The sequence below is a fragment of the Amycolatopsis sp. NPDC051372 genome (assembly GCF_040682095.1).
Classification (GTDB): Bacteria; Actinomycetota; Actinomycetes; order Mycobacteriales; family Pseudonocardiaceae; genus Amycolatopsis.
The window spans coordinates 55131-75174 of record NZ_JBFBAF010000013.1; the positions used below are offsets into that span (position 1 = coordinate 55131).

Genomic DNA, 20044 nt, shown 5'->3' on the forward strand with positions numbered 1-20044 from the left:
ACGGTTCTCCGACCCCCGGAGGCCGCGGAGGAGGGACCCCCCGATGACCGCACCGATCCTGCTGCCCATCGACGTGCCGACCGGCGAGATCGCCGTGCGCGGACCGTTCGACCTGTCCGCCGCGAGCCACTACCTGGCCGGTTTCGGCCCGGCCGTCCGGCCCGACGCCGCCTCGGAGCCGGGCGTGCTGCGGTTGGCCTTTCCTGTGGACGGCGTCTGGACCCACGCCGGCGCCGCCATCCGCCAGAGATCGCCCGGCACGGTGGAGGTCGAGGTCTCCGCGCCGATCGACCTGGCCGCGCGCGTGATGGGCCAGGTGAGCCGCGTGCTCTCCCTCGACATCGACGCCTCCGGCCTGCCCGACATCGACCTGCGCGACTCCGTCGCCGCCCGCTTGCGCGCCGCCCATCCGGGCTTGCGCCCCGTGCTGTTCTCCTCGCCCTACGAAGCCGCCTGCTGGTCCGTGCTCTCCCAAAGCATGCGCTTCACCACGGCCATCCGGCGACGCCGGGAGCTCGCCGAACGCCACGGCGCCATCATCGACGTCGGCGAATACCAAGTGGTCTCGTTCCCCGCACCCGCGGTCCTGGCCGAGCTGGCCTCGGAGGACGGCCTGGCCGACTTCCGCGTCGCCCGCCTGCGCTCCATCGCCCAAGCCACCGCCGACGGCCGCCTCGACCCTGCCGAGCTGCGCGCGCTCCCCATTCCCGACGCCCTCGCGCACCTGCGCGCCATCCCCGGCATCGGCGCCTTCTCCGCCGAACAGATCCTCTTGCGCGGCGCGGGGCACCCCGACCTCTTTCCCCGCGCCGACGGCCGCCTCCACGAAGCCATGCGCGACGAGTACGGCCTCCCGGCCACCACCCCGGCCTCCGAACTCATCCCCCTGGCTGACGACTGGCGCCCCTACCGCAGCTGGATCGCCTTGCTGTTCCGCGCCACCCTCGACGCCGTCCCGCCAGAGCCCGACGCGGCTTCCTCGGCCGAGGAGGTGGTCGCAGGCTCGGCCGCACGGTGACGCCCGCGCCGGCGCCGCGCTCGCCCGGCTGACCGCGGCTTGTGAAATGGCTCGCGTGGACGCGCCGCTCCGGCCGCGGTGGTGCCGCTCTTCGGGGCAGTCACTGCAGAGCCGGCCTCGGCGGTGGCTTGGCGCCTCGCAGTCGGCTGGGTCCGTCGATTGCGGTCCAACGGCGCGTGCTGAGTCGGGGGCAGGAAGGGGTGCGGGCGCTGAGTGGGGGAGAGGAAGGCGTGCGGGCGCTGAGCCGGGCGGACGAAGGTGTGCGGGCGCAGGGATTGCCTACGGGCACGTTCTGCGGGCATAGCCTGCCTCGCGACCGGTGCCGGGCAGGGGGCGATGGTGGGCGTCGCAGCCGCAGCCGCAGCCGCAGCCGCAACCGGAGCCGCGGGCGCAGCCGCAGCCGCAACCGCAACCGGAGCTGGAGCCGGAGCCGGAGGCCCAACCGCAGCTGGAGCCGGAGCCGCAGGCGCAACCGGAGCCGGAGCCGGCGCCGGAGCAGGGCCGGAGCCGGCGCCGGAGCCGCAAACTTCGGTCCTGGCCGAGGAGCGGGCAGGCAAGTGAAGGAGGTGGTCAACGGCGCCGTAGAGGCCTGCGCCCCAACCAGCAGATGTCGAAGACGAAGAAGGGAGACCCCATGAAGTGACCCACCCCATACCGACCTCTGTCGGCCCACCGGGCGACGGGCACTAACAGTGGCCAGATGTCGCTTGTGGTGAGGTGTGCGCGTGATTTCGCGTGTGCTCGACGTCTCGTCCGTGGTCACCAGCCAAGCCGTGGCTGGTGGGTGGGAGCGTGCGGCCGGCGCGCCCGGTGCTGTCGAGGCGGCGCTCACGCAGGCGAACACCCCGGCGGCGATCACGCTGGTCACCGGTGGTGTCGCGTTGCTGGTGGTGCTGGTGGGCGGCACGCCGTGGCGGTTCGCGCGCAACGTGGTGACCATCGTGCACGAGGCGGGCCACGCGCTGGCCGCGGTGCTGGTCGGGCGTCGGTTGCGCTCGATCAAGCTGCACTCGGACACCTCGGGCGTCACGGTGTCGCGCGGGAAGCCGGAGGGGCCGGGCATGGCGTTCACGGCGCTGGCCGGGTACGTCGCGCCGTCGGTGCTGGGTCTGCTGTTCGCGAGCCTGGTCGGGCAGGACCTGATCACGGCCGTGCTGGTGCTGGTGGCGTTGCTGCTGCTGGGTGTGCTGATCATGGTGCGCAACGCGTATGGCGTGTTCACCGTGGTCGCGAGCGCGGTCGTGCTGGGGCTCGTGGCGCTGGTCGCGCCGCCCGTGGTGCAGGCGCCGTTCGCGTACCTGCTGACGTGGTTCCTCCTGTTCGGGGGCGTCCGGCCGGTGGTGGAGCTGCAGGTCAAGCGCCACCGCGGCCAGGCGCGCGACTCTGACGCCGACCAGCTCAGCCGCCTCACCGCGGTGCCCGCCGTGCTGTGGGTGCTGGTGTTCGTGGTGCTCACGGTGAGCTGCCTGCTGGCCGGTGCGCTGTGGCTCCTGGAGCCGGTCGTCGCGTGAGGGTGCGTCCCGAGGGCTGAGCCAGTCGTCCCCGGATGCGGGCGGTGCGGCAAACTGGTCCTCTGCCGAACGCGCGGAGGGAGACGACGATGGACGAGGTCGCGAAGGCCGTCGAGGAGTGCGCGCGAGCGGCGAAGCTGGCCGCGCCGTCGCTGGCCAGGGCCACCGAGGAGGCCGTGGACGCGGCGCTGCGAGGCATGGCCGAACGCCTGCAGACGCACCGCGAGGAGGTGCTCGACGCCAACAGGGCCGACGTCGCCAAGGCGCGCGAGGACGGGATGAGCGCGGGTCTGCTCGACCGGCTCACCATCACGCCCGAGCGCCTCGACGGCATGGCCGAGCAGCTGCGGCTGCTGGCCGGCGCGCCGCATCAGGAGCGGTCCGTCGAGGTGTCCACATTGGACGGTGGACTGCGGCTGATCGAGCGGCGCCGTCCTGTGGGCGTCATCGGCGCGAACTACGAGGCGCGGCCGAACGTGACGGTCGACGTGGCGTCGCAGCTGGTGAAGTCGCGCAACGCCGGGGTGCTGCGCACCGGGTCGGCGGCGTTGGGCTCGGCCCAGCGGCTGCGTGACACGGTGATCGCGCCGGCGTTGGCCGAGGCCGGGATCGACCCGAACGTGGTGCAGCTGGTGCCGCGCGTCGAGCGGGAGGCCGCGTCGGCGCTGGTGCGGCTGCCCGGGCTGGTGCCGCTGGTGATCCTGCGCGGCAGCGGCGACAGCACGCGCGCGCTGGCCACCGAGGCGGCCGTGCACGGCGTGCGCACGCTGGCCCACGCGGACGGCGGCGGCGTGCTGTACGTCGATGCGGCGGCCGACGCCGGCAAGGTGCGCGACCTCGTGTCCGCGAGCCTCGACCGGCTCGGCGTGTGCAACCGGCTCAACCTGCTGCTCGTCCACGACGACGTGCACGACGCCGTGTGGCCGTCGATCACCGCCGCGCTGGCCGAGCGCGGGGTGACGCCGTCGCTGGCGCCGCACGAACACGCCATCGGCTACGAGTGGGCGCTGGACTCCGACCGCGAGGCGACCGTCACGGTCGAGCGCGTGAGCGGGCTCGACGAGGCCGTGGAGATCGCCAACGAGCGGACGTCGGGCCTCGCGGCGGGCATCGCCACCGAGGACGAGGTGGCGGCCGGCGCGTTCTTCGACGGCTACACCGGCACGGGCGTCTTCTGGAACGCGCCGACGCGGCTGCTCGACGGCTTCAAGCTGCTGGCCGTGCCCGAGACCGGGATCAATCTCGACCGCGTGCCGGGGCCGCGCGGGCCGGTGACCTACACCGACCTGTACGTCCGCCAGTACGCGGTCCAACCCGCATGAGCAGCCGTCCCCATGTCGTGTTGTCCGCCGCCCAGTCGCTGGACGGCTATCTCGACGACGCGAGCACCACCCGGCTGATCCTGTCCAATGAGGACGATTTCGCCGAGGTCGACCGCCTGCGCTCCGACGCCGACGCGATCCTCGTCGGCGCCAATACGGTGCGCGCGGACAACCCGCGGCTGCTCGTGCGTTCGGCGGAGCTGCGCAGCGAGCGCGTCGCGGCGGGGCGGCCGGAGCAGCCGATCAAGGTGACGGTGACGAGCACCGGCAAGCTCGATCCGGCGTCGCGCTTCTTCACAGTCGGCGAAGCGCCGAAGCTCGTCTACGCGCCGCCGGTCGCGGTCGACGGCCTGCGCGACGTCGCCACGATCATCGACGCCGGCACCCCGCCCCGGCTCGAGCGCATCCTCGACGACCTCGGCGAACGCGGCGTCCGCCTGCTCCTGGTGGAGGGTGGCGGCGCCGTCCACACGCAGTTCCTCGAAGCCGGCCTCGCCGACGAGCTGCGCCTCGCCATCGCGCCCCTGGTGGTCGGCGACCCGCGCGCGCCGCGCTTTCTCGGCCCCGGCGCGTTCCCGCGCCCGCTGGAGCTGGCCGAACTGCGTCAACTCGGCAACGTCGCCGTCCTCCACTACCGCGCGGCCGTCGAGCCCACCCCGATCGACGTCCTGCGCCTGCGCCAGGCGATCGCGCTGGCGGACGAATGCCCACCCAGCTCGACGTTCCGCGTCGGCGCCGTCATCGCCGCGCCCGACGGCACCGTGCTCGCCACCGGTCACTCCGGCGAAGGCGAGCCGCACAACCACGCCGAGGAAGCCGCCCTGGCCAAGCTCCGCGCCGACGACCCCCGCCTGGCCACCGCGACCATGTACAGCTCGCTCGAGCCGTGCAGCTCCCGCGCGTCCCACCCGAAGAGCTGCACGCAGCTGATCCTTGAAACGCCCATCCCGCGCGTCGTCATCGCCTGGCGCGAGCCGTCTCTGTTCGTCGAGGCCGAGGGCGTCGAACTCCTCGCCGCGGCGGGCCGCAAGGTCGTCGAGGTGCCCGCGCTGGCCTCCGAGGTCCGCCGCGCCAACACCCACCTGCCCGGCATCCGCCCCTGAGCCTGCCGCCGAACGTGGAACACCGAGTGGTCCACAGTGGATTCACCGTGGACCACCCGGCAGCCGGGGGGACCGGGAAAGCGATCAGCAGGGGCCGTTGTCCGACCAGACCCCGTCGGGGCCGCCTGCGCCGGGCTCTTCGCCCTGGGTCCACCACTTGGCGGTCCACTTGTGGGCGTTGTGGGAGACGGAGTTGCCACCGACGTAGACCGAGGCTTTCTGCCACTCGGGCGCGGTGCAGGTGCCCGGCGCATTGGTGGGCGGGGTCGTCGGCGGGCCGGTCTGGGGCGGCGTCGCGCCGGCGAAGCGGGTGGTGAACTTGGTGAAGTCCCAGTCGTTCTGGGTGACGTTGGAACACACGGCGTTGTCGGTCGTGGTGGTGCACGGGCGGTCGCGGTTGACAGCCCAGTACGTGAAGCGGCCGAGGTGGTGGCTGGTCGCATAGTCGTAGACGGTCTGGAAGCCGGCGAGGGTGAAGATCTCCGCGTTGTCGGAGCGGCCGTTCATGCCCGAGAAGCCCTCGTGCGAGTACGCGGTGGCGCTGTCCCAGCCGAGGTGGCTTTCCAGCAGGCCGTGGAAGTTCTCGAGTGCGGAGACTTGCGCCGAGGAGCCGTTGAAGCCGCCGTCGAAGGGCATGATCGAGAAGTTGTCGGGTGTGAAGCCGATGGACTTGGCCTGGTCGAGCAGCTGCGTGCCGAACCAGCCCGTGCCGGCCGACGTGCCGGGCATCGTGACGGACACGAACAGGCCCGGGTTGTCGGCCTGCAGCTTCTTCGCGGCGCCGAGCTCGTTGGCGATCGCCGCGGTGTTCTCGTACTCGGGCTCTTCCAGGTCGAAGTCGATGGCCTTGAGGCCGTACTTCGTCACCACCTGCTGGTAGGCGGCGGCGGTCGCGTCGACGGTGCCGCACGTCTGGCCCAGCTTCGTGCCGCCGTAGCCGCCGACGGACACCGAGACGTCGCCGCCGTTGCCGCGGATGCGGTTCACGACCCCGGCGACCGCGGTGTCGGACGAGACCGCCGACTTGCCGTCCCACGTCGGGCTGCAGCCGCCGCCGTCGGGGGCGAGGATGAAGGCCAGCTGGAACGCCTTCTGCCCGGTCGCGTTCATCACCGTGACCGGGTCGGGCGGGTTGTTGCTCACGGGCATGAGGTACGGCGCCGAGGCGTACCAGTTGTTGCTCAGGGCCGCGGCGGCCGCGGGCTGGGCGTCGGCCGTGGCGGCCAGGGTCGCGGCTGACCCGAGCACGGCGGCGGCGGCGAGCCCGACGGCGGCCAGTCTGCTTCGTTGCATCTGTCCTCCAGCTGACGAGCGGGGTGCGCTACAGCATTGGACTAGACCAATACGAAGTCAACCCGCCACCCGACGATCGGCGGGCCGCGACGGGCGAAATGTCGGTATCGGCCCCCGGTGTTCACCCTGGCGGCCCAACGCGCCCGCCCCGACCGGACGCGGACCAACCGCCCCGCTGGTCCACTGCGGACAGCGCGCCATTGCGCGGGTGACTGCCTTGGCCACGCGGGGGAGACGGAGCGGTTTGCCCGGGGAGCAAGGCCGCAAACGCAAGTCGAAAGCCGCAGCGCGGGCTTGCGCTGCCGGCTGTGGCGAAAGCTGCCGACAACCGGCTGAGGCCACGGCGGAAGCGGTCCCCGGGCCAGGTCCGGACCCCGCCGGAACTAGGCGATCGGTCGGGCGAGGAATGACGTGAGCGCGGCAGCGAACTCCGAGGTGCCGAGCGCGGTGATGTGGTTGCCGGGCACAAGGGTGAACTCGGCGTGGGGCAAGACGGCGGCGAGATCCTCGGCCGAGGCGCGGCGCGGGTCGTCGGCGCCGGCGGTGACCAGGGTCGGGGTGGGGATGTGCGGCAGGTCCGCGGCGGGAGTCGGGACGTGGGTGTCCAGGACGCGGAGCAGGGCCTGGGGGTCATTGGCGAGGGCGGTGATCCAGCGGGCGGCCCGGGCGTCCGGGGCGCCGGGCTCGAGGGGCTCGCCGTTCGCCAGAGCGGTGAGGATGTGGCGGCTCTGGTCGCCGGCCTCGGCGCGCGTGATGACGGACAGGCCTTGGGCCGCCACGATGGCGCGGCCCGGCCGGGCGCCGCGGGCGAGGAGACGCACGACGATGCGGGCGCCGAGGGAGTAGCCGCCGAGGTCGTAGTCGTTGAGGGAAAGCGTGTCGAGCAGGGCGAAGATGTCGTCGGTGAGGACGTCGGGCGGATAGGCCGCCGGGGTGCGCGGGTGGGCGCTCGCGCCGTGGCCGCGCAGGCCGGGCACCAGGACGCGGTGGCCGCGCGCCGCCAGTGAGGCCGCCGGGCCCTGGTTGAGCCACTGAGAACCCGTCGCCGTGAATCCGTGCAGCAGCACCAGCGGACGGCCCTCGCCCAGCGAGCGGCAGGCAAGAACGGCGCCGTCGCGGCCGGGGTAGTGGAAGACCTGTGCGGTTTCGGTCATGTCGCTTCGCCTCCGGGGAAAAGCGCAGGAGCGCGGCGGCCGCGGTGCACGGGTTCGGTCATGTGGGCACGCCTGGGGAAAGTGCGGCGCGAGCGCGAGGAATGCCTGGAATCGGTCATTGCGGGCACGATCTGGCGGAGGGCGCGCAGAACAGCGGCGTCGCCGACAGGATTGTGCGGGGTGCCGGACACCCTGAGAATCTAACGCTACTCAGCGGACCACGGGGGCGGCCCGACCCGGCGGCGCGGTAGGTGAGGGCCGCCGGGAGGGGGAGGGTGGTCACTCGCCTTCGAGGTCGCCTTCCAGGGTGAGGTAGACGTCGCGCAACTGGGCCATCAGGTCGGGGTCCGGGTCGGACCAGAGGCCGCGGTCGGCGGCTTCGGTGAGGCGCTCGATGATGCCGCGCAGGGCCCACGGGTTGGCCTGGCGCAGGAAGTCCTGGTTTTCGGCGTCCAGCACGTACGACTCGGACAGCTTCTCGTACATCCAGTCGCCCACGACGCCGGCGGTGGCGTCGAAGCCGAAGAGATAATCGACCGTGGCGGCGAGTTCGAAGGCGCCCTTGTAGCCGTGGCGGCGCATGGCCGAGAGCCAGCGCGGGTTGACCACGCGGGCGCGGAACACGCGGGCCGTCTCTTCTCCCAGTGTTCGGGTGCGGACGGCGTCCGGGGTGGTGCTGTCGCCGATGTACGACGCGGGCGCGGAACCCGTCAGCGCGCGAACGGTGGCGATCATGCCGCCGTGGTACTGGAAGTAGTCATCGGAGTCGGCGATGTCGTGTTCGCGCGTGTCGGTGTTCTTGGCGGCCACGACGATGCGCCGGTAGGACTGCTCCATGTCCTCGCGCGCGGGGCGGCCGTCGAGGTCGCGGCCGTAGGCGAAGCCACCCCACACCGCGTACACCTCCGCCAGGTCCTTGTCGTCGCGCCAGTTGCCGGAGTCCATCAGGGGCAGCAGGCCGGCACCGTAGGCGCCGGGTTTCGAGCCGAAGATGCGGGTGGTGGCGCGGCGGGCATCACCGTGTGTGGCCAAGTCGGCGGAGACGTGGGCGCGGACGAAGTTCTCCGAAGCCGGCTCGTCCAAGCCCGCGACCAGGCGGACGGCGTCGTCCAGCAAAGTGATCACGTGAGGAAAAGCGTCGCGGAAGAAGCCGCTGATGCGCACCGTGACGTCGATGCGCGGGCGGCTCAGCTCGGCCAGTGGAATGGCTTCCAGGCCGGTGACGCGCCGCGAAGCCTCGTCCCACACCGGCTGCACGCCCAGCAGCGCCAGCACTTCCGCGGCGTCGTCGCCGGAGGTGCGCATCGCCGAGGTGCCCCACACCGAAAGCCCCACCGACGTCGGCCACGAGCCGGTGTCCTCGCGGTAGCGGCGCAGCAGCGAGTCGGCCAGCGCCTGGCCGGTCTCCCACGCCAGGCGGCTCGGGATGGCCTTCGGGTCGACGGTGTAGAAGTTCCGCCCGGTCGGCAGCACGTTCACCAAGCCGCGCAACGGCGAACCACTCGGCCCCGCGGGGATGTAACCGCCGTCGAGAGCGTGCAGCACCGCGGAAATCTCGCCCGAGGTACCCGCCAGCCGGGGGACGATCTCGGAAGCCGCGAACGTCAGCACCCGCGAAACTTCCGCGTCCGCGGTGCCCAGAACTTCAGAGACCACGGCGGGCGCGGCCGACGCAGCCCACGAACGCGTTTCCATCGCCACCACCAGCGACCGCGCCGTGGTCTCGACCGCGTCCACTTCGGACAGCGGGGCGTCGGAGTTCTCCTTCAGCCCCAACGCCGAACGCAGTCCCGGCACCGCCCCCTGCTTGCCGCCCCACATCTGCTGGGCCCGCAGCATCGCCAGCACGAGGTTCACGCGCGCCTCGCCGACGGGGGCCTCACCGAGGATGTGCAGGCCGTCGCGGATCTGCGCGTCCTTCACCTCGCAGAGCCAGCCGTCGATGTGCAGCAGGAAGTCGTCGAACTCCACGTCGTGCGGGCGCTCGGCGACACCCAGGTCGTGGTCGAGCTTCGCCGCCTGGATCAGCGTCCAGATCTGGGCGCGGATGGCCGGCAGTTTGGCCGGGTCCATCGCGGCGATGTTCGCGTGCTCGTCCATCAGCTGCTCGAGCCGCGCGAGGTCGCCGTAGGACTCGGCCCGCGCCATCGGCGGGATCAGGTGGTCGACGATCGTGGCGTGCGCCCGCCGTTTCGCCTGCGCGCCCTCGCCCGGGTCGTTGATGAGGAACGGGTAGATCAGCGGCAGGTTGCCCAAAACGGCGTCGGGCGCGCAGGACGCCGACAGGCCCGCCGTCTTGCCCGGCAGCCACTCCAGCGAACCGTGTTTGCCCAGGTGCACCACGGCGTGCGCGCCGAACTCCTCCTCCAGCCAGCGGTACGCGGCGAGGTAGTGGTGGCTCGGCGGCAGGTCCGGGTTGTGGTAGATCGCCACGGGGTTCTCGCCGAACCCGCGCGGCGGCTGGATCATGATCACGACGTTGCCCGACTGGAGCGACGCCAGGACGATGTCGCCCTCGGGATTTGCCGATGTGTCGACATAGAGCGAGCCCGGTGCCGGACCCCAGTGCTGCTCCATCGCCTCGCGCAGCTCCGCGGGCAACTCGGTGAACCACGAGCGGTACCGCGCCGCGGGGACCCGGATCGGGTTGCCCGAGAGCTGTTCCTCCGTCAGCCACTCCGGGTCCTGCCCGCCGGCGGCGATCAGCGCGTGGATCAACGCGTCGCCGTCCGGCTGGTCGGTGCCCGTCGGCTCGACGCCGGGGAACGCGTCGGCGCCCAGGTCGTAACCCTGCGAACGCATGAGCCGCAGCAGCTTGATCGCCGACGCCGGCGTGTCCAGCCCCACGGCGTTGCCCACCCGCGAGTGCTTCGTCGGGTACGCCGAGAGCATCAGCGCGATGCGCCGCGACGCGGGAGGCGTGTGGCGCAGCCGCGCGTGCGCCAGCGCGATCCCGGCCACCCGCGAAGCGCGCTCGGCGTCGGCGACATAGCGCGGCAGGCCGTCTTCGTCGAACTCCTTGAAGGAGAACGGCACCGTGATCAGCCGGCCGTCGAACTCCGGCACGGCCATCTGGTTGCCCGCGTCCAGCGGCGACAGGCCCTCGTCGCTCGACGACCACGTCGCGCGGTCGCTGGTGAGGCACAGCGCCTGCAGGATCGGGATGTCGAGCCCCGCCATCTCGGCGACGTCCCACGCCTCGTCGTCGCCCCCCGCGCCGGCCTCCGAGGGCCGCGTGCCGCCCGCCGCCAGCACCGTGACCAGCAGCGCGTCGGCACGACCCAGCTCGGCCATCATCTCCGGCTCGCGGTTGCGCAGCGACGCGCAGTGGATCGGCAGCGCGCGCCCGCCCGCGGCCTCGATCGCGTCGGCCAGCGCGTGGACGAACCCGGTGTTCCCGGACAGGTGGTGCGCGCGGTAGTAGAGGATCCCGACGACCGGGCCGTCCGCCGGACCCGAAGAAGCGCGCTCCAGCACCCCCCACGACGGCAGCTGCGCGGGCGGCTCGAAGCCGTCGCCGGTCAGCAGCAGCGTGTCGGACAGGAACCGGTGCAGCTGCGTGAGGTTCTCCGGCCCGCCCTGCGCGAGGTACGCGTGCGCCTCGGCCGCGATGCCCGCCGGCACGGTGGAGAGCTTCATCAGCTCCGCGTCCGGCGTCTGCTCACCGCCCAGCACCACCACGTGCGAGCCCGAGGCACGCAGCGTGTCCAGGCCCTCCTGCCACGACCGCGGCGTGCCCAGGATCCGGACCACGACGATCGGCGCGCCGTCCAGCAGCCCCGGCAGGTCCGCGACGTCGAGCCGGGCCGGGTTCGCGAGCCGGAACACACCCTGTGAAGCCCGGGCGCTGAGCAGATCGGTGTCCGAAGTGGACAGCAGCAGGATCACGGCGTTCCTCACTCGGGGTGTCCGCGCCCCGGGTCGTAGGTCGCGCCGGCGGGAGTTCCTGGCTCCCCGGATCACTCCGGGTCACAGTGGCGGGACCGTCCCGGACTCTCACCGGGTTCCTCCACCTGCCGACGCGTGGTTCGCCACTCACTCTCACGGGCGTGCGAGCCCGCGTCAAGGTGACGTCTCAGACCACGCGCACGGCCACGATCGGCCGCTCGGCCACGCGGTGGGACCGCTGGGCCGTGACGCTCCACGCGTAACCCGCGAAGCCGCCCGTATCCGGCGACGCGTGCAAGACCAGGTGCCCGTAACCGGCGCCCTGACCTGTGGGGGAGCGGCTGTCGGGGAAGTCCGGTGACGTGCCGTGCGGGTCGGCGGTGCAATCGGCCACGGGCACGACGTACGACTTGTCCTCGTCCACGACGGGCGTGCCCCGCACCAGCGCGATGTGCCCCGTGTTCGTCGGCCGGCGGTGCCCGTAGTCGATCACCACGAGATCGCCGGGGCGCAGATCGGCGACGGCGTCCACGCGTGCGAAGTGCGGCACCTGCTGCTGTTCGAAGACCCACCGGTACGTGCGCGAAGGCGGGCTCACCGAGCGGAAGTGGGTGGTGAAGAACTCGTCGTCGGCCCAGTCGTAGACGTGCTTGAGCAGCTGGGTCTGGAACGAGGCGCACTGCGTGTGGTTGCGCCGCGGCCGAGTCCAGCTCACGACGTCGGGCTCGCCGGAGGCCTTGTAACGGTTGGCCTCCGGCGAGAGGCGGTCGATGAAGTCCTCGGCGGCGTGCAGGTGGGCGGTCACCCCATCCGTTCTACGCCGACCGGTCGCCGATCCGCGGGAACGGCTCGGTGGAGAAGAGCACCTCCACGGCCACCTCGAAGAACTCCGCGATGCGCAGGGCCAGGTGGAGGCTCGGGCTGTACTCGCCGCGTTCCAGGTACCCGATCGTCTGGTAGTGCACGCCGAGCGCGTCGGCCAGCTGCCGGCGCGAGATCCCGCGTTCGGCGCGCAGCACCGCGATGCGGTTGTAGACGTTCTCGCTCACCGCGGATCACACACGCTGCAGTGCCCTCTCCCGTCGTTCGGCCACCGACGACCCGGATTCCCGCCGCGCCATGCGCCGCAGCAGCACCGGGGCCAGCGCCAATCCGATCACGGCCCACACGACCAGCACGCCGAGGGTCCACCAGGGCCGCCACGACTGCCCGATCTCCACCACCACCGCCGAGTCCGGCAGCAGCGCCGAGCGCATGCCGAGGCCGAGCCAGTACATCGGGAACACCTGGGCGATGCCCTGCACCCAGACCGGCAGGGCCGTGATCGGGTAGAAGATGCCGGAGATCGCGGTCAGGCCCGTGACCGGCAGCATGACCAGGGCCATCGCCCGCGGGTCGCGGATGAGCGAGCCGATCGCGGCGCCCAGCGGCAGCGTGGCCAGGAGCCCGAGCACCAGGACCCAGATCAGGTCGAGCCACGACCACACGCCGTCCGCGGCCAGCCCGGAGAACAGGAACAGGCACGGCACCAGCACCACGACCAGGCCGGCCACCTGCATGAGCGAGAGCGACACGATCTTGCCGAGGAGGTAGCCGAGCATGCCGTTGGGCGTGGCCTTGGCGCGCAGCAGCGTGCCGTCCTCGCGGTCGATCACGAGCTGGCCGGCCGCGCCCGAGAGGCCGTTGAACACGATCCCGGCGCCGAGCACGCTCGGCACGGTCGCGGTGCCCAGCGAGAACGACGTGCCGGGCAGGTGCGCGTTGCGCATGAAGAACAGCGTGGTCAGGATCAGGACCAGCCAGACCACCTGGCCGAGCACGTCGTCGCGGTTGGTCCACTGCTGGCGGAACTCGGTCAGCCCGCGGCGCAACCCGGTGCGCAGGGCCCTTCGCTTCGCGGCCGCGGCGAACGCCATCGGCGTGGTCATCGCAGTCATCACACACCCGCTTCCACGAGTCCGGCCTCGGCGCGGTGCACCAGGGTCATGTAGGTGTCCTCCAGGGACGCGCGGCGGACTTCCAGGTCGGCCACGGCCTCGCCGTGCTGCTTGAAGAGCTCGAATACGTACTTCGTGGCCTCCGTGGTGGAGTGCACGAAGTGCTGCCCGTGGACGGACCAGCGCACCTCGGCCTCGCCGGAGATCCGGCGGCTGAGCTCGTCGGCGGAACTGTCGGCGACGATCCGGCCGCCGTTGAGAATGAGGATCCGGTCGGCCAGCTTCTCGGCCTCGTCGAGGTCGTGGGTGGTGAGCAGGATCGTGGTGTCCTCGTCGTCGGTCAGGCGGTGCACGAGGTCGTGGAACTCGCGCCGCGCCTCGGGGTCGAAGCCCGCTGTCGGTTCGTCGAGGAAGAGCAGTTCGGGCCGGCCGACGATGCCGATCGCGACGTCGAGGCGGCGCCGCTGCCCGCCGGAGAGCTGCCGGATCTTCTTGTCCGCGTGCGGGGTGAGCCCGACGGCGTCGATCAGCTCGCGCGTGTCCCACGGGCGGCGGATCGTGTCGGTCGAGTAGGGCGCGTAGTACTCGCCGAGGTGCGTCAGCAGTTCGCGCACGCGCCATTTCCCGTGGTCTCGCCAGGACTGGAGCACGACCCCCAGCCGTGCCCGCCAGTCCTCACCGCCGCGCGCGGGATCGGTGCCGAGCACCTCGACGTCGCCCGCCGACCGCATCCGGAAACCCTCGAGGATCTCGATCGTGGTCGTCTTGCCGGCGCCGTTGGGCCCGAGCAGGCAGAGCACTTCGCCGCGGTAGGCCTTGAAGTCGACGCCGTGGAGCACGTCGTTGGCGCCGTATCTCATGCGCAAGCCCTCGACCCGCAGCACGACTTCCTCTGGATTCCTCAACCGAATCCACCCCCATCGTTTGTGTGCGACGAAATGTAGCATACCTACTACGTACGATCGCAATCCTGCTCAATCCGCAGCCAGCTACAGTGAGCGGCATGTCCAGCCCTGCCCGCGTACGCGCCGACGCCTGCCCCGGCGTCTTCGCCACGCACGACGCGGCGGACGGACCGCTCGCCCGCGTGCGCCTGCCCGGCGGGGTCGTCTCCGCGGAGCGATTGCGGGTGCTGGCTTCCTGCGCCGAAGACTTCGGTGACGGCGACGTGCACCTCACCTCGCGGGGCAACGTCCAGCTGCGTGGGGTGCGGCGGCCCGGCCTCGCGTCGAGGCTCATGGCTGCCGGGTTGTTGCCTTCGCCGACGCACGAGCGGGTACGCAACGTGCTGGCCTCGCCGTTGAGCGGGGTGCACGGCGGGACCGCTGACGTCCGCGGGCTGGCGGGGGAGCTGGACGTGGCCTTGTGCGCCGAGCCGGAGCTGGCCGAGCTGCCGGGGCGGTTCCTGTTCGCGTTCGACGACGGCCGGGGTGACGTCGCGGGTGAAGGCGCCGATGTGTGCTGGCGCGCGGTGACGTCCGACGCGGGCACGGTGCTGCTCGCGGGCGTGGACACCGGCTGGTCCGTGCCGCGTGACGAAGCTGTGGCCGCGTTGCTGGCTGTCGCGCGCGAGTTCGCCGCGCAGCGGGGGACGGCTTGGCGGATCGCGGAGCTGCCTGATCCCACCGTGCTGCTGCCCCGGGGATCGCGGGCTGAGCCCGTGGAGCGCCCGGTGCGCGTGGACCCGACCGTCGGGCCGCTCGGCGACCACGGCGTCGGTGTCGCGCCCCGGTTCGGGCAGCTCACGGCCGCACAGTTGTGGATTCTCGCCGATCTCGCCGACCTCGCCGTCGTCACACCGTGGCGGTCGATCGTGCTGCCGGACGCCGCGCCGGACGCCGTCGCGCGCCTGCACGCGGCCGGCCTGGGCACCGACCCCGCCGCGCTGGAGATCACGGCCTGCATCGGCCGCCCTGGCTGCGCGAAGTCGCTGGCCGACGTGCGCGCCGACGCCGCGCGCCTGGTCCCGGCCGGGGTCCGCGCCCACGTGGCGGGCTGTGCACGGCGCTGCGGGCGGCCGTCGGGCCCCCACCTCGACGTGGTCGCCGAAGCCGGCGGCTACCGTGTCGGCGGACGCCTGCTGGCGGCGTCCCGCCTGGCGGACTCCTTGGTGAGGAAGGAAAACCCGTGATCGACTACCTGGCCGACGGTGCCGAGATCTACCGGCACTCGTTCGCCACGATCCGCGAGGAGGCGGACCTGGCGATTCTGCCGGACGACGTCGCCGGCGTCGCGGTGCGGATGATCCACTCCTGCGGCATGGTCGACCTGGTCGACGACCTCCGCTACTCCCTCGACGTCGTCGAGGCGGGCCGGGCGGCGCTCGAGGCGGGCGCGCCGGTGCTGTGCGACGCGAAGATGATCGCCAGCGGCATCACCCGCAAGCGGCTGCCCGCGGCCAACGACATCGTCTGCACCCTCGACGACCCGAGCGTGCCGGGGCTGGCCGAGCGGATGGGCACGACGCGGTCGGCCGCGGCGCTGGAGCTGTGGCGCGACCGGCTGCCGGGTTCGGTCGTGGCGATCGGCAACGCGCCGACGGCGTTGTTCCGCTTGCTGGAGCTGCTCGAGGAAGGTGTCGGGGCGCCGGCCGCGATCATCGGCGTGCCGGTGGGTTTCGTCGGCGCGGCCGAGTCCAAAGTGGAACTGGCGAAGCGTGCTCCGGCGCCGTACCTGGTGGTGCAGGGGCGCCGGGGTGGCAGCGCGATGGCCGTGGCGGCCGTCAACGCGATCGCGAGCGTGGTCGAATGACCGGCCGGCTCTACGGCGTCGGGCTCGGCCCCGGCGACCCGGAACTGATGACGGTGAAGGCCGCGCGGCTGATCGGCGAGGCCGACGTGATCGCCTACCACAGCGCGCGCCACGGCCGCAGCATCGCGCGTTCGGTGGCCGCGCCGTACCTGCGCGAGGGGCAGCTGGAGGAGCCACTGGTCTACCCGGTCACCACGGAGACCACCGACCACCCCGGCGGCTACGAGGGCGCGATCGCCGATTTCTACGAGCTGAGCGCGAAAAAGCTGGCCGAGCACCTCGATGCGGGACGCGACGTGGTCGTGCTGTGCGAGGGCGACCCGTTCTTCTACGGCTCCTACATGTACATGCACGAGCGCCTCGCCGGTCGCTTCGAGGCCGAGGTCGTGCCGGGCGTGACGTCGGTGAGCGCGGCGTCGTCGGTGCTGAGCCGTCCGCTGGTGCAGCGCGACGAGGTGTTCACGGTCCTGCCGGGCACGTTGCCGGCGCCCGAGCTGGCGCGCCGGCTGGCCGACACGCAGGCCGCGGCCGTGCTGAAGCTGGGGCGCACCTTCGGCGCCGTCCGCGAGGCGTTCGCGGAGGCGGGCAAGCTGGACGACGTGTGGTACGTCGAGCGCGCCACGTGGGGTGAGCAGCGGATCGAGCCGCTCGCCGACGTCGATCCGTCGACGGTGCCGTACTTCTCGCTGGCGTTGCTGCCGAGCCCGGCGTATGCGTCCAGGGTGGACGGTGAGCCGGCGGTGGTTCCTCAGGCGGCGAAGCCGGTTTCCGGCACCGGCGAGGTCGTGGTCGTCGGCCTCGGCCCGGCGGGACCGGAGTGGCTGACGCCCGAAGCGTCGGCCGAGCTGGCCGCGGCGGAACACATCGTGGGCTACGGCCCGTACGTCGCCCGCGTGCCCCAGCGTGCCGGCCAGGAGCGGCACGCGTCGGGCAACCGCGTCGAGGCCGACCGTGCGGTGGAAGCGCTGGAGCTGGCGGCTTCCGGGGCGCGGGTTGCGGTGGTTTCCTCAGGGGACCCGGGCGTGTTCGCCATGGCCTCCGCCGTGTTGGAACAGGTCGCCGCCGGCCGCGGTGCCGGCGTGCGCGTGCGCATCGTCCCCGGGGTGACGGCCGCGCAGGCAGCCGCTTCCCGTGTCGGTGCGCCGCTGGGTCACGACTACTGCGTGCTGTCCCTTTCGGACCGCCTCAAGCCGTGGGACGTCATCGAACGCCGCCTGGACGCCGCGGGCGCGGCCGACCTGGTGCTGGCGCTGTACAACCCGGCTTCGCGCACTCGCACGACCCAGCTGGCCACCACGCGGGAAGTCCTGCTGCGCCACCGTGAACCGGCCACTCCGGTCGTCGTGGCGCGTGACGTGGGCGGGCCGGAGGAGCGGATCACGGTGACCACCCTGAGCGAGCTGGACCCGTCCACTGTGGACATGCGGTGCCTGCTCATTGTGGGCTCGTCGAAAACGGTGGCGCAGGAGGGCCTGGACGGCACGACGGTCGTCTGGACGCCGCGCAGTTACCCATCCGACCAGAAGTAGGCGGGCACCCAGCAGGACGTTACCTTGTTGGACAACCATTCCCGCCGTGACTGTGGTCGGGTCGGTAACCAGCAGCAGAGCTACGCCTGACGCTTCTCCTGCCACCGCGCGACGGCGGTGCGCACGGCTTCCTCGTCCTCGGAACCGTGCGCACCGGACGCGCCCGCGGCACCGACGATCACGTCGCCCTCGGTCACCAGCACGCCGCCGGCTCGCGGCACGAAGTCGCCGGAGTACAGGTGCTGGATGCTTTCGACGATCTCGCCGGGCAGGGAGATCTCACCGGAGGGCTGCAGCATCCGCAGGGCGGTGCGCGCCTTGGCCACGGCGACGCGGCTGGTGATCGGCATGCCACCGTCGGAACGGCGCAGCACGATCACCTCACCGGCCACGTCGATCACGGCCACTGCCAGCGGCGGGAAACCCCGCTCAGCGCCGACGGCCAGCGCCGTCCGCACCAGCTCATCGGCGTCGGCCAACGTCAATCCGGGAAGTCGAGGTTTATCAGCCACGACAACGAACCTAGCCACGGTCGTCGGTAGCGTCAAAGCGGCTCAGCCGTCGCCGCCGCGGAGGTAGAACCCGGGGATGTGCCCGAGCGACCGCCGGAACACATCGATGAACGCGCTCGCCGTCGCGAAGCCGCACTCGCGTGCGACGGTCGTCACGGGCGTGTCCTCGGCGAGCAGCCGCAGCGCGTGGTAGAGCCGCAGCAGGGTGCGCCACTGCGGGAACGTCATGCCGGTGTCCTGCCGGAACAGCCGCGTCAACGTGCGGCCGCTCGCCCCCGCCTGGCGGCCCAGCGCGTCGAGCCCGCGCGAGTCCGACGGGTCGGCCTCCAGCAGCCGGCAGACCGCGGCCAGGCGTGGATCCCGGGCTTCCGGCACGCGTACCGGCCGCTCCTCGGCGGCGGCGAGCTGGTCGAGCAGCACCGCGCGCATCCGCCGCCCGACCGGGCTGTCGCGATCGTCGGCGAGCGTGGTGTAGGCGACGAGGAGTTCTCGCAGCAACGGGGAGACCTCCAGTGCAGTCGGCTCGACCAGGCCCAGCGGGTTGAGCGCGCGGGCGAGGCCGACCAGGTGGATCCGCGTGACGCCGTATGCGCGGCGGGCGTGCACGGTGCCCGCCGGGACCCACAGCGCGCGGTGGGCCGGCGTGATCCACCGCGAGGTTGCCGTGTGCACCGCGAGCACGCCGCGGCTCGCGTAGACGACCTGGTTCTCGTCGTGCCAGTGCGCCGCGACCGCCTCAGTGGTCTGGAGCTCGCGGCTCGAAGGTGGGCGCCGCGGGCAAATGGCGAGAAATCGATATAGGTCGGCAGAATAACGGAATCGGGACCACCTCGGCCGGCGCGACGATCCCCGAATGACTTCAACGAACTCCCGGTGGCCGATGGTGATGCTCGTCGTCGGCCACGCGGTCGACGACCGCTACCAGGGCGCCGTGCCGGCCCTCGTCCCGTTCCTCGTGGCCGAGCGCTCCTACGGTTACCTCGCCGCTTCCCGCATCACGCTGGCCGCGACGCTGCTGTCGTCGGTCGTGCAGCCGCTGTTCGGTGTGCTGACCGACCGGCGGGCGCTGCCGTAGCTCGTCCCGGCCGGCATGACGGTCGCCGGTGCCGGCACGGGTTGTCCGGTCTCGGGAACTCGTGTGCGCTCACGTGGCTGGCCATCGCGTTGTCCGGGCTCGGCGTCGCCGCGTACCACCCCGAATCGGCGCGGCTGGCCCGCCGGGTCGCGCGGCGCGGGCACGTCGGCATGAGCTGGTTCTCCTTGGGCGGCAACGTCGGTTTCGCGCTCGGCCCGATCCTCGTCACGCCCGTGCTCCACCTCGGCGGGCTCGGCGCGACCCCGCTGCTGGCGGTCCCGGCGCTCGCCGCGGGCCTGCTCACCGTCGCCGTGCTGCGGAAGCTGCAGGGTCCCCTCGCCGCCGCGAGCCACGCCGCCGCGGCCGGGCGCGACGACTGGCGCCAGTTCGCCCGGCTGACGATCGTGGTCGTCGCTCGCTCGATGGTGCCGTTCGGCCTGAGCACGTTCCTCGCGATCTGGGTCGCGCAACGGGTCGGCGGTGGTCCGACGGCGGGTGGGGCCGCGCTGGTCGTGCTGTTCGGCGCCGGCGCGGCGAGCACCCTGCTCGGCGGAGTGCTGGCCGAACGCTGGGGCCGCATCCGCACCCTGCGCGTGGCGTACCTGGTCGCGATTCCCGCCGTCGCCGGCGTCGCGCTCGTGCCCGGACCCGCGGTGTACGCGCTGGTGGCGCTGACCGCCGTGGCCACCTACGTCCCGTTCTCCCTGCACGTAACCCTCGGCCAGGACTACCTGCCCCACCGCCACGGCACGGCCAGCGGCGTCACCCTCGGCCTGGCGGTGAGCGTCGGCGGCCTGGCCGCGCCCGCGGTCGGCGGGCTCGCGAACGCGGCGGGCCTGCAGTCGGCGCTGCTGTCGCTGACCGTGCTGCCGGTGCTCGCCGCGGTCGCGGCCCGCGGGCTGACCGAACCGCACCACGAGGACCGTCCACAGGAGACGGTCAAGGCGTGAG

At 72.4% G+C, this 20044-nt stretch carries 18 protein-coding genes and 1 riboswitch; of the genes, 9 read left to right on the forward strand and 9 right to left on the reverse strand.

Annotated features, from left to right (window positions below):
* The first annotated feature begins 43 nt into the window (after nt 1-43).
* The 4 genes from AB0M56_RS20735 to AB0M56_RS20750 all read left to right on the forward strand — a co-directional run bounded on the left by AB0M56_RS20735 (nt 44) and on the right by AB0M56_RS20750 (nt 4954).
* Nucleotides 44-1018 carry a hypothetical protein gene (locus tag AB0M56_RS20735; RefSeq protein WP_364178492.1) on the forward strand — a complete coding sequence of 325 codons (975 nt, stop codon included), beginning with the start codon at nt 44-46 and terminating at the stop codon, nt 1016-1018.
* 854 nt (nt 1019-1872) lie between these two features.
* On the forward strand, nt 1873-2529 hold the full coding sequence (locus tag AB0M56_RS20740) for a M50 family metallopeptidase (protein WP_220247012.1): 657 nt from the start codon (nt 1873-1875) through the stop codon (nt 2527-2529).
* A gap of 89 nt (nt 2530-2618) precedes the next feature.
* Nucleotides 2619-3851 carry an aldehyde dehydrogenase family protein gene (locus tag AB0M56_RS20745; RefSeq protein ID WP_364178495.1) on the forward strand — a complete coding sequence of 411 codons (1233 nt, stop codon included), beginning with the start codon at nt 2619-2621 and terminating at the stop codon, nt 3849-3851.
* Nucleotides 3848-4954 carry a dihydrofolate reductase family protein gene (locus AB0M56_RS20750; protein ID WP_364178498.1) on the forward strand — a complete coding sequence of 369 codons (1107 nt, stop codon included), beginning with the start codon at nt 3848-3850 and terminating at the stop codon, nt 4952-4954. The genes AB0M56_RS20745 and AB0M56_RS20750 overlap by 4 nt, the downstream gene beginning before the upstream one ends.
* 84 nt (nt 4955-5038) lie before the next feature.
* Here AB0M56_RS20750 and AB0M56_RS20755 read toward each other — a convergent pair whose 3' ends face one another.
* From AB0M56_RS20755 to AB0M56_RS20785, 7 genes are all read right to left on the reverse strand, one after another.
* Entirely contained in the window at nt 5039-6247 is a 1209-nt protein-coding gene (locus AB0M56_RS20755; RefSeq protein WP_364178501.1) for a chitinase, read from the reverse strand.
* Between the two features lie 383 nt (nt 6248-6630).
* Nucleotides 6631-7401 carry an alpha/beta fold hydrolase gene (locus AB0M56_RS20760; RefSeq protein WP_364178504.1) on the reverse strand — a complete coding sequence of 257 codons (771 nt, stop codon included), beginning with the start codon at nt 7399-7401 and terminating at the stop codon, nt 6631-6633.
* A gap of 279 nt (nt 7402-7680) precedes the next feature.
* On the reverse strand, nt 7681-11289 hold the full coding sequence (gene cobN / locus AB0M56_RS20765; protein WP_364178892.1) for a cobaltochelatase subunit CobN: 3609 nt from the start codon (nt 11287-11289) through the stop codon (nt 7681-7683).
* Between the two features lie 32 nt (nt 11290-11321).
* Nucleotides 11322-11449: riboswitch (cobalamin riboswitch) on the reverse strand.
* A gap of 27 nt (nt 11450-11476) precedes the next feature.
* Complete coding sequence (locus tag AB0M56_RS20770) at nt 11477-12094, reverse strand: hypothetical protein (RefSeq protein WP_364178507.1); 618 nt, start codon at nt 12092-12094, stop codon at nt 11477-11479.
* Between the two features lie 10 nt (nt 12095-12104).
* Entirely contained in the window at nt 12105-12338 is a 234-nt protein-coding gene (locus AB0M56_RS20775) for a helix-turn-helix transcriptional regulator (protein ID WP_364178509.1), read from the reverse strand.
* 6 nt (nt 12339-12344) lie between these two features.
* Complete coding sequence (locus tag AB0M56_RS20780) at nt 12345-13226, reverse strand: ABC transporter permease (RefSeq protein ID WP_364178512.1); 882 nt, start codon at nt 13224-13226, stop codon at nt 12345-12347.
* Complete coding sequence (locus tag AB0M56_RS20785; RefSeq protein WP_364178894.1) at nt 13226-14086, reverse strand: ABC transporter ATP-binding protein; 861 nt, start codon at nt 14084-14086, stop codon at nt 13226-13228. Before AB0M56_RS20785 ends, AB0M56_RS20780 begins: the two co-directional genes overlap by 1 nt.
* Nucleotides 14087-14229: 143 nt before the next feature.
* Here AB0M56_RS20785 and AB0M56_RS20790 point away from each other — a divergent pair, with 143 nt between their 5' ends.
* The 3 genes from AB0M56_RS20790 to AB0M56_RS20800 are packed head-to-tail and all read left to right on the forward strand — an operon-like array spanning nt 14230 to nt 17506.
* Nucleotides 14230-15357: a precorrin-3B synthase gene (locus tag AB0M56_RS20790; protein WP_364178515.1), complete on the forward strand. Its 1128-nt coding sequence runs from the start codon at nt 14230-14232 to the stop codon at nt 15355-15357.
* Entirely contained in the window at nt 15354-15977 is a 624-nt protein-coding gene (locus AB0M56_RS20795) for a precorrin-8X methylmutase (protein ID WP_220243175.1), read from the forward strand. The genes AB0M56_RS20790 and AB0M56_RS20795 overlap by 4 nt, the downstream gene beginning before the upstream one ends.
* Nucleotides 15974-17506 carry a precorrin-2 C(20)-methyltransferase gene (locus AB0M56_RS20800; protein ID WP_364178519.1) on the forward strand — a complete coding sequence of 511 codons (1533 nt, stop codon included), beginning with the start codon at nt 15974-15976 and terminating at the stop codon, nt 17504-17506. Before AB0M56_RS20795 ends, AB0M56_RS20800 begins: the two co-directional genes overlap by 4 nt.
* 80 nt (nt 17507-17586) lie before the next feature.
* On the opposite strand, the gene AB0M56_RS20805 is transcribed toward AB0M56_RS20800, so the two are convergent.
* A complete protein-coding gene (locus AB0M56_RS20805) occupies nt 17587-17991 on the reverse strand; it encodes a heme-binding protein (protein ID WP_364178522.1) in 405 nt (134 codons plus the stop codon).
* 69 nt (nt 17992-18060) lie between these two features.
* Entirely contained in the window at nt 18061-18690 is a 630-nt protein-coding gene (locus tag AB0M56_RS20810) for an AraC family transcriptional regulator (RefSeq protein WP_364178525.1), read from the reverse strand.
* Nucleotides 18691-18871: 181 nt separating this feature from the next.
* Between AB0M56_RS20810 and AB0M56_RS20815 the strand changes: the two genes are divergently transcribed.
* Both AB0M56_RS20815 and AB0M56_RS20820 read left to right on the forward strand, forming a co-directional pair.
* Nucleotides 18872-19093, forward strand: coding sequence for a hypothetical protein (locus AB0M56_RS20815; RefSeq protein WP_364178528.1), 222 nt, complete (start codon nt 18872-18874; stop codon nt 19091-19093).
* A 41-nt stretch (nt 19094-19134) separates the two neighbouring features.
* A complete protein-coding gene (locus tag AB0M56_RS20820; protein WP_364178531.1) occupies nt 19135-20043 on the forward strand; it encodes an MFS transporter in 909 nt (302 codons plus the stop codon).
* Nucleotide 20044 lies beyond the last annotated feature (1 nt).

Bases quoted from the DNA above. Each gene is read 5' to 3' on its own strand.
- AB0M56_RS20735 (WP_364178492.1), top strand. From the start codon at position 44: ATGACCGCACCGATCCTGCTGCCCATCGACGTGCCGACCGGCGAGATC.
- AB0M56_RS20745 (WP_364178495.1), top strand. From the start codon at position 2,619: ATGGACGAGGTCGCGAAGGCCGTCGAGGAGTGCGCGCGAGCGGCGAAG.
- AB0M56_RS20750 (WP_364178498.1), top strand. From the start codon at position 3,848: ATGAGCAGCCGTCCCCATGTCGTGTTGTCCGCCGCCCAGTCGCTGGAC.
- AB0M56_RS20755 (WP_364178501.1), bottom strand. From the start codon at position 6,247: ATGCAACGAAGCAGACTGGCCGCCGTCGGGCTCGCCGCCGCCGCCGTG.
- AB0M56_RS20760 (WP_364178504.1), bottom strand. From the start codon at position 7,401: ATGACCGAAACCGCACAGGTCTTCCACTACCCCGGCCGCGACGGCGCC.
- AB0M56_RS20780 (WP_364178512.1), bottom strand. From the start codon at position 13,226: ATGACTGCGATGACCACGCCGATGGCGTTCGCCGCGGCCGCGAAGCGA.
- AB0M56_RS20785 (WP_364178894.1), bottom strand. From the start codon at position 14,086: ATGAGATACGGCGCCAACGACGTGCTCCACGGCGTCGACTTCAAGGCC.
- AB0M56_RS20790 (WP_364178515.1), top strand. From the start codon at position 14,230: ATGTCCAGCCCTGCCCGCGTACGCGCCGACGCCTGCCCCGGCGTCTTC.
- AB0M56_RS20800 (WP_364178519.1), top strand. From the start codon at position 15,974: ATGACCGGCCGGCTCTACGGCGTCGGGCTCGGCCCCGGCGACCCGGAA.
- AB0M56_RS20815 (WP_364178528.1), top strand. From the start codon at position 18,872: ATGACTTCAACGAACTCCCGGTGGCCGATGGTGATGCTCGTCGTCGGC.